The organism is Streptomyces spiralis (assembly GCF_014654675.1).
Classification (GTDB): Bacteria; Actinomycetota; Actinomycetes; order Streptomycetales; family Streptomycetaceae; genus Streptomyces; species Streptomyces spiralis.
Window position 1 is genome coordinate 59,546 of record NZ_BNBC01000054.1, and the last position, 6,929, is coordinate 66,474.

The window sequence follows — 6,929 nt, forward strand, 5'->3', positions numbered from 1 at the left end:
CCCCCTGTCACGCACGGCACGGGTAGGCATCCCTACCCGCCCCCCACGAAAGGACAGACAGCATGCAGTACGCACATCTGGGACGCAGCGGGCTGAAGGTCAGCCGCCTCGCGCTGGGCACGATGAACTTCGGGGACGTCACCGACGAGGCCGAGAGCTTCAAAATCATGGACGCCGCACTGGAGGCAGGCATCAACCTGTTCGACACCGCCGACGTCTACGGCGGACCCCAGTCGCCCGACATGGAGCAAGGCTACGGACTGTCGGAAGAGATCATCGGCCGATGGCTCGCTCAGGGCGGAGGCCGCCGGGAGCAGATCGTGCTGGCGACCAAGCTCTACCAGCCCATGGGCCTTGGCCCCAACGACAAGTACCTCTCCGCCTACAAGATCCGCAAGGCCGCCGAAGACAGCCTGCGCCGCCTGAAGACCGACCACATCGATCTCTACCAGATGCACCACATCGACCGTTCCACCCCGTGGGAGGAGATCTGGCAGGCGATGGAGCAACTGGTCCGCGAGGGCAAGGTGATCTACACCGGCAGCAGCAACTTCGCCGGATGGCAGATCGCGACCGCGCAGAACGCCGCCACCAACCGCCACTTCATGGGCCTGGTCTCCGAGCAGAGCCTGTACAACCTGACCGCCCGCACCATCGAGCTCGAAGTGATCCCCGCGCTGCGCCACTACGGCATCGCCCTGCTGCCCTGGAGCCCGCTGGGCGGCGGCCTGCTCGGCGGAGTGCTGAAGAAGACCGAAGGCGGCCGCCGCACTGCGCCGCACATGCAGCAGACCATCGAGCGGCACCGGTCGCAGTTGGAGGCGTACGAGGCGCTGTGCGACGAGATCGGCGAACAGCCCGCCGACGTGGCGCTGGCCTGGCTGCTGCACAATCCCGTCCTCACCGCCACGATCGTCGGCCCCCGCACCACCGATCAGCTCGCCAGGAACCTGCACGCGCCTGAGGTGACCCTGTCCGAGGACATGCTGCGCCGGCTCGACGAGATCTGGCCCGGCCCCGGAGGGGAAGCCCCCGAGGCGTACGCCTGGTAACCAGAACGACGAGCCCTGCCGCCTTCACCGGCTGACAGGAGTCGGGTGGCGGCGCGCCGGCATCACGCGCCAGCGGGTCAGACAATCCTGCACTCGTCGCCGCCGCGACCTCCGCAACAGCTGAGCAGACCACAGTCTCACTTCCGAAGGAGAGCGCCCCATGACCACCTGGCCTCCTGAGACGCTTGAGCGAATCGCCCGAGCAGACGAACTGCACATCCCCCCGCCGAGGAGTGGGGGCCGGACGCGCTACCCGCGCTCCCGGTCGTCCTGCCGCTCCTGAAGGACACGCGGCACGCGTTGCGCGTGGTCGACGTGCTGCTGGCGATGGGCCCCGGTGCCGCCTCGATGGCGTCCGCCGTGCGCGACGCGGTCGTCCTCGACCACCCGGGCCTGGGTCGGCAACCGTCGCTTCGGTACTTCGAGGAGCACCACTTCGGCAACGTCGGCGGCTACCGATCGTGGTACGTCGGAGTCAACGACTTCGGATACAACGCCTTCCCCGTCGCCGTCGACTGGTTCGACGTCGCGGACCTCTCCCACACCCGGCTTCTGCCCGACCCACGCGACGGGTACCGGGTGAGCGCGCCGATCAACACGGTCGTCGTCAGCGGCATTGCCCTGTGCGAGGAGGTCCAGAATGGCACCTTCTTCGGCATCTCCCTGGGCGTAGACCAAGACCAGGTCCGCCCGTCAGATCCTGAGTACCACGTGCTCGACAGCCGGATCGGTCGCGCCCATCGGCGTATCCGGGCATGGCGCTGGCACCCTTGAGGAGGACGTGTTGGGCTTTCTCGGCGCGTTTCCAGGTGAAGCGGTCGCTGTAGCCGGTGGTGAGCGTCGGGTGTGTCGTGCGGAGTGGATGGCGGAGGTGATGGAGCAGCGCGGGGTGTCGGCCGCTGAGGCCGCCGTCGCGCTTGGCTATCCGGCCGGCCTGATCCGCCGTGCGAGCGTGAGCCGGGCAAGGTCGCCAACCCGCTGGACGAGGCCCCCGAGCGTGGCGGAAGAGGCGACGCTGACATTCCTTGTTGGCGGCCTTGTTGAACGCTAGTTGGCGAGTCCAGGCGTGAGACGGTCACGTTCCGTGGGCTGCCCGGTGTGGGTCGGAGGAGGGCTGCGGCCTCGTCGGAGATCGGAAGCGCTGCGCTTCTTTGCCGCGCTGTGTCCTGATCAAATGTGCAGCTCAGAGCACAATCACGCTCCGTGGGAGCGGGCCGAGGCAGCTCCGGGAGGCGCCTCGACTCGCTGCCGGTCACACGGTCATCCGGCTTTGGGCTCGGGATAGACCTGCTCGACACGGTCGCGCTTGATGTACAGGTCCCAGTACTGCTCGGCGAGGTCGTCGGGGTCGACGAGCGCGCCGATGGCCTCGGGCATCGTCTGGGCGGTGGCCTCGGCGGCCGCGCTGCGGGCGATGAAGGCGGTGACGGACAGAGTGCCGGCGTATATCCCGGAGCTGGCCAGTTCGCCGTTGAGGGAGTACAGCCAGTTGCGGGCGGCCGCCATGAGCGGGCCGACGCCGCTCATGAAGGGCTGCGGCTGTACGGCGGTGTGGCCGGTGGCCATCAGGAAGGCGCCGTCGCCGCGCTCGGTCCACTCCGGCAGGGCCGCACGGACCACTTCGACTGGGGTGAGGAGCATCAGCGGGATGTCCTTGCGCAGCGTGGCCGCGTCCAGCTGGGCGGCGGGCAGGAAGCTCTGCTCGGTGCCGATGGGGCCGTACTCGATGACGTCGAGGCGGCCGAACCGCTCGCGGATGGCCTTGATCAGGGCGGGTATCTCGGCGGGCTCGGACAGGTCGGCGGGGAAGCCGGCCGCCTCGATGCCTTCGCCGGTCAACTGCTCGACGAGGGCGTCGAGGCGGTCCTTGCGGCGGGCGACGAGCGCGACGCGGAAGCCCTCGCGGGCGAAGCGGCGGGCGACGGAGGCGCCGAGGCCGGGGCCGGCACCGAAGACGGCGATGACTTTGGACATGGGGAATCTCCTTCAGGGGTGCGGTCAGGCGGCTTCGGGGCGGCCGAGAGCCGTGGCCAGACGGCGGGCCTGGCCGAGGACGGAGAATGCAAGGCGGCGGCGGAGGTCAGCCGCGGGCGGGGACGGCGCAGCCGTCAGGGCCGCAGGCGGGGGTGCCCTCGCCGGAGGCGGCGGTGAGAGGGCGGCGCCGGTCCCATGCCTGATGCAGGACGCCGAGGAGGGCGTCGCTGTCCTGGGCCCCGGGGATGGCGTAGGTGCCGTCGACGAGGAGGAAGGGGGCGCCGGTGGCGCCCAGGGCCTGGGCGCGGGCGGCCTCGTCCTGCACCTGCCGCTGGTAGCGGCGCTCCCCGAGCACCCGGCGGGTCTTGTCTGCGTCCAGCCCGAGCTCGCCGGCGAGGGCGAGCAGGTCGTCCAGGCCGAAGACGCGACGGGCCTGGCCGAAGTAGGCACGGAAGATCGCGGCCCAGGCGGCGCGGTTCTTGCCCTGGGCGGAGGCATGGGCGAGGAACTCGTGTGCCAGGTCGGTGTTGCCGACCTGGTTGTCCAGCACCCGGTAAGGGCTGAGTCCCTCGGCGGCGGCCAGCTGCTCGATGTGCCGGGTGGAGGCTTCGGCCTGCGCACCCTGCAGCCCGTAACGGCGCAGCAACGCGTCGCAGACACTGAACACGGTGCCCCCGGGAAAGGAGCCGCTGATCGGGAACGAGCGGTGGATCACCTCCACCTCACCGGCGTGGTCGAACCGCTCCACAGCCCGGTCCAGACGGTGGCTGCCCAGGCCGCACCAGGGGCAGGTCACCTCGGACCATATTTCCACCTTCATGGCGTACCTTCTATTCCGACGTTTTGTTCGTAGCGTCATGATGGACCGATATGGAAGCCGGTACAAAAGGCACACGCGTGTGCGTGGCGGAGAGGAAAGTGTGTGATGGAGGCCGGGGACGGCGCGGGAGAGGCGGCACCGGCAGCACTGCCGGTGGAGGCGGCTGCGGCGGCCGGGCCGTGCTCGGGCATCCCCGCCGAGCACATGGAGTTCATCCGGCAGATCCTGGACCGGGTCGGCGACAAGTGGAGCCTGCTCGTGATCGCCGTGGTGGCCGCCGGCTTCGCTACACCGACGTGCAGCGGCAGATCCCCGGCATTTCCCAGCGGATGCTCAGCCTCACCCTGCGCCAGCTCCAGCAGGACGGCCTGCTCACCCGCACCGCCTACCCCGAAGTCCCCCCGCGCGTGGAGTACGCCCTCACCCCACTCGGCCGCGGCCTGCACGAGATCGTCAGCTCACTGATCGGCTGGGCCGCCGAACACCACGACGAGATCCGCGCCCACCGCGCCGCCTCCTGACTCCGCTCCCGGCCCCCGAACTGGCCGTTGGCCCGCCCCTTCGTCCTGCGCATATGTACGTATGGGCGGGGCCTGCCGCGCAGACGTCAGCCGGTCGCGGTCATTGCCTCGACGGCCCCCTCGCCGGGACTGCCCAGCTCCGGGCCGGTGTCTGCGAGCCGGCGACGTCCCAGGGCCCATACGGTGAGTCCGGCGAGGGTGACGGCCAGGGAGGCGGTCATGATCGCGACCCAGCCGCCTGCCGACCAGAGGGGGCCGGCGATGGCTGATCCGAGTGCTCCGCCGAGGAAGTTGCTCACGACGAAGGCCGTGTTGAGGCGGCTGTGTGCGGATCCGGGCAGGGCGAACAGACGGGTCTGCCCGAGGACGAGGATGGACTGGGCGGCGATGTCGAGGGCGATGACGACCACGATCAGGGCGACGACGGACCCGCTGCCTGCCCAGGCGGCTGCCAGGGACAGGCCCAGCAGGGCCAGGGCGATCCCGGTGGCCGGTACGGACCAGCCGCGGTCGTGCAGAGCGCCCGCGCGGCGGGCGGCGATCGCTCCTGCCAGTCCGGCCAGGCCGAACAGGCCGATCTCGCTGACGGAAAAGGAGAACGGGGGCGCGGTCAGCAGGTAGGTCAGGGACGTCCAGAACATGGAGAAGACCGAGAAGCTCGCGGCGCCGATCGCAAGCGTCGGCAGGACCGCGCGATGCCTGGCCACAGTGGTGAACACCGAGCCCAGAAGGCGCGGGTAGGGGACGGGGTCGCGGGGGGCCAGCGGCGGAATGACGGCGCGCAGTACAGCGGCGAGGACGAGGGCCGCGACGGCGGCGAGGACATAGATCGCCCGCCAGCCGAGCAGGTCGGCGACAAACCCGCTGATCGTGCGGGAGAGCAGGATGCCGATCAGGGAACCGGACGCGACCGCGCCGACCACCCGGCCGCGCCGCTCGGGCTCGGCCAGCTCGCTGGCGAGCGGGGCCAGCAGTTGCGCGCCGACGGTGGTCAGGCCCACACCGCCGAGCGTGGCAAGGAGCACGGCGAACGACGGGGCCAGCGCGGCACCGAGGAGCGTCGCGGCGGACACGGTGAGAATCAGGGGGATGAGGCGGCGGCGGTCGAGGATGTCGCCGAGCGGCACGATGAGGAAAATGCCGAGCGCGTATCCGACCTGGGTGACGGTGACCAGCGTGGCGGCGCTCGATGACGAGACGCCCAGGGACGAGGCGATGACCTCGATCAGGGGCTGGGCCCAGTAGAGGTTGCCGACGGCCATGCCGGCGGCGATCGCGAAGACGAGGGTTCGGGCCGGGGTCATCCGGCGGTCGGGTATGGAGGGCGTGATCGGCCCTGTCATGCGTGGTCCTTTCATGAGGAGGCGGTGCTGTGGCACCGCTGGTGAGGGGCAAACGGGCCTGTCGTCCGGGTGAGGCAGCGGAGCCGCGCGTATCGCAGAGAACTCGCACCGTCCAAGGGGTGCGCGCGGGCGATGAGCCCGGTCGCGCAGCCGGTGGTGAGACGCGAAGGAGGCCGGTCAGCTCTGCTGACGGGTGGCGTCTTCGCGCGAGGGGACGGGCGTGGGGGGTGCGGTCATGTCGAGCAGGAGCACGGCATCGTGGTCGGGAGTCCCGGGCTGGGCGGTGTAGACGGCCATGCGGTGTCCGGGGCTGCCTTCGAGGGCCATGCCCTGGAAGGCGAGGGTGAGCGTGCCGACCTGGGGGTGGCGGAACGTCTTGGTCGGGTTCTTGCGGCCGGTGACCTCGTAGCGTTCCCACAGCCCGGCGAAGTCCTCGCTCTTGAGGAGGAGCTCGCCGACGAGCTGGGCCAGGTCCGGGGCGTCGGGGTCGGTGCCGGCCAGGGCCCGCAGGCGGGCGACGCACCCGCGGATCTGGTTGTCCCAGTCGGGGAAGATGTCCCGTCCCGACGGGTGCAGGAACAGGTAGCGGGCCAGGTTGCGCTGCTTGGCGGGCCACTCGGCCAGCCCCGGGTAGAGGGCGAGCCCGCCCGGGTTGTACGCGAGGACGTCCATGCTGCGGCTAAGCACATAGGCCGGGTTCGGGCGCAGTGCCTCCAGCATCAGTTTCACGTGCGGACGCACGCTGCGGCTGGGGGCGGGCGCGGGTTCGGGCACGTAGCGGGCGGCGCGGACCGCCAGGGTGCGCAGGTGCTGGTGCTCGGCGTCATCCAGGTGCAGTGCCCGGGCCAGGGAGTCGATGACGGCAGGGCTGGGGCGGGTTTCCTTGCCACGCTCCAGACGGGTGTAGTAATCGATGCTCACCCCGGCGAGGGTGGCCAGCTCCTCGCGGCGCAGCCCGGGGGTACGGCGCACGCCGGGCCCGGGGGTCAGGCCCGCGCTCTGCGGGCTGGTCTGGGTGCGGCGGGCGCGCAGGAAGCGCCCCAGCTCGTCACCGCTGCTGTGCTGCTCGGATGCCATACATCCCAGTGTTGCTCCGCCACCGCCGTGACACGCCCGCCGAGGGGGGCCCTGTCATACCCCCCGCTAGTGACCTGAGTCAGAGGTTCGTCGTTGGTTTGGTGTGAATCGTCGTGGACCGAAGATCCCGCCGTTGTCGGTG

Annotated in this window: 7 protein-coding genes; 3 read left to right on the forward strand and 4 right to left on the reverse strand. The window is 70.4% G+C overall.

What is annotated here, in order from left to right:
• Positions 1 to 62: 62 nt before the first annotated feature.
• Together IE318_RS37270 and IE318_RS37275 are read left to right on the forward strand one after the other, a co-directional pair.
• On the forward strand, positions 63 to 1,052 hold the full coding sequence (locus IE318_RS37270; protein WP_189907360.1) for an aldo/keto reductase: 990 nt from the start codon (positions 63 to 65) through the stop codon (positions 1,050 to 1,052).
• Between the two features lie 306 nt (positions 1,053 to 1,358).
• Positions 1,359 to 1,826 (forward strand): ETEC_3214 domain-containing protein, encoded by a 468-nt coding sequence (locus tag IE318_RS37275; RefSeq protein ID WP_373311394.1) that lies wholly within the window; start codon positions 1,359 to 1,361, stop codon positions 1,824 to 1,826.
• A 486-nt stretch (positions 1,827 to 2,312) separates the two neighbouring features.
• Here the strand turns inward: IE318_RS37275 and IE318_RS37280 are convergent, their stop codons facing one another.
• Together IE318_RS37280 and IE318_RS37285 are read right to left on the reverse strand one after the other, a co-directional pair.
• Positions 2,313 to 3,026: an SDR family NAD(P)-dependent oxidoreductase gene (locus IE318_RS37280; protein ID WP_189907362.1), complete on the reverse strand. Its 714-nt coding sequence runs from the start codon at positions 3,024 to 3,026 to the stop codon at positions 2,313 to 2,315.
• A 106-nt stretch (positions 3,027 to 3,132) separates the two neighbouring features.
• The gene (locus IE318_RS37285; protein ID WP_189907363.1) at positions 3,133 to 3,846 is read right to left on the reverse strand and encodes a DsbA family oxidoreductase; all 714 of its coding nucleotides are present in this window, start codon (positions 3,844 to 3,846) and stop codon (positions 3,133 to 3,135) included.
• A 296-nt stretch (positions 3,847 to 4,142) separates the two neighbouring features.
• On the opposite strand from IE318_RS37285, the gene IE318_RS37290 reads away from it, so the two are divergent.
• Complete coding sequence (locus IE318_RS37290; protein ID WP_373311393.1) at positions 4,143 to 4,367, forward strand: winged helix-turn-helix transcriptional regulator; 225 nt, start codon at positions 4,143 to 4,145, stop codon at positions 4,365 to 4,367.
• 86 nt (positions 4,368 to 4,453) lie between these two features.
• Here the strand turns inward: IE318_RS37290 and IE318_RS37295 are convergent, their stop codons facing one another.
• Together IE318_RS37295 and IE318_RS37300 are read right to left on the reverse strand one after the other, a co-directional pair.
• Complete coding sequence (locus tag IE318_RS37295; protein ID WP_229904010.1) at positions 4,454 to 5,710, reverse strand: MFS transporter; 1,257 nt, start codon at positions 5,708 to 5,710, stop codon at positions 4,454 to 4,456.
• A gap of 177 nt (positions 5,711 to 5,887) precedes the next feature.
• Positions 5,888 to 6,787 (reverse strand): helix-turn-helix transcriptional regulator, encoded by a 900-nt coding sequence (locus IE318_RS37300; protein ID WP_189907364.1) that lies wholly within the window; start codon positions 6,785 to 6,787, stop codon positions 5,888 to 5,890.
• Between the last annotated feature and the right edge of the window lie 142 nt (positions 6,788 to 6,929).

Bases quoted from the DNA above. Each gene is read 5' to 3' on its own strand.
- IE318_RS37270 (WP_189907360.1), top strand. From the start codon at position 63: ATGCAGTACGCACATCTGGGACGCAGCGGGCTGAAGGTCAGCCGCCTC.
- IE318_RS37280 (WP_189907362.1), bottom strand. From the start codon at position 3,026: ATGTCCAAAGTCATCGCCGTCTTCGGTGCCGGCCCCGGCCTCGGCGCC.
- IE318_RS37285 (WP_189907363.1), bottom strand. From the start codon at position 3,846: ATGAAGGTGGAAATATGGTCCGAGGTGACCTGCCCCTGGTGCGGCCTG.
- IE318_RS37295 (WP_229904010.1), bottom strand. From the start codon at position 5,710: ATGACAGGGCCGATCACGCCCTCCATACCCGACCGCCGGATGACCCCG.
- IE318_RS37300 (WP_189907364.1), bottom strand. From the start codon at position 6,787: ATGGCATCCGAGCAGCACAGCAGCGGTGACGAGCTGGGGCGCTTCCTG.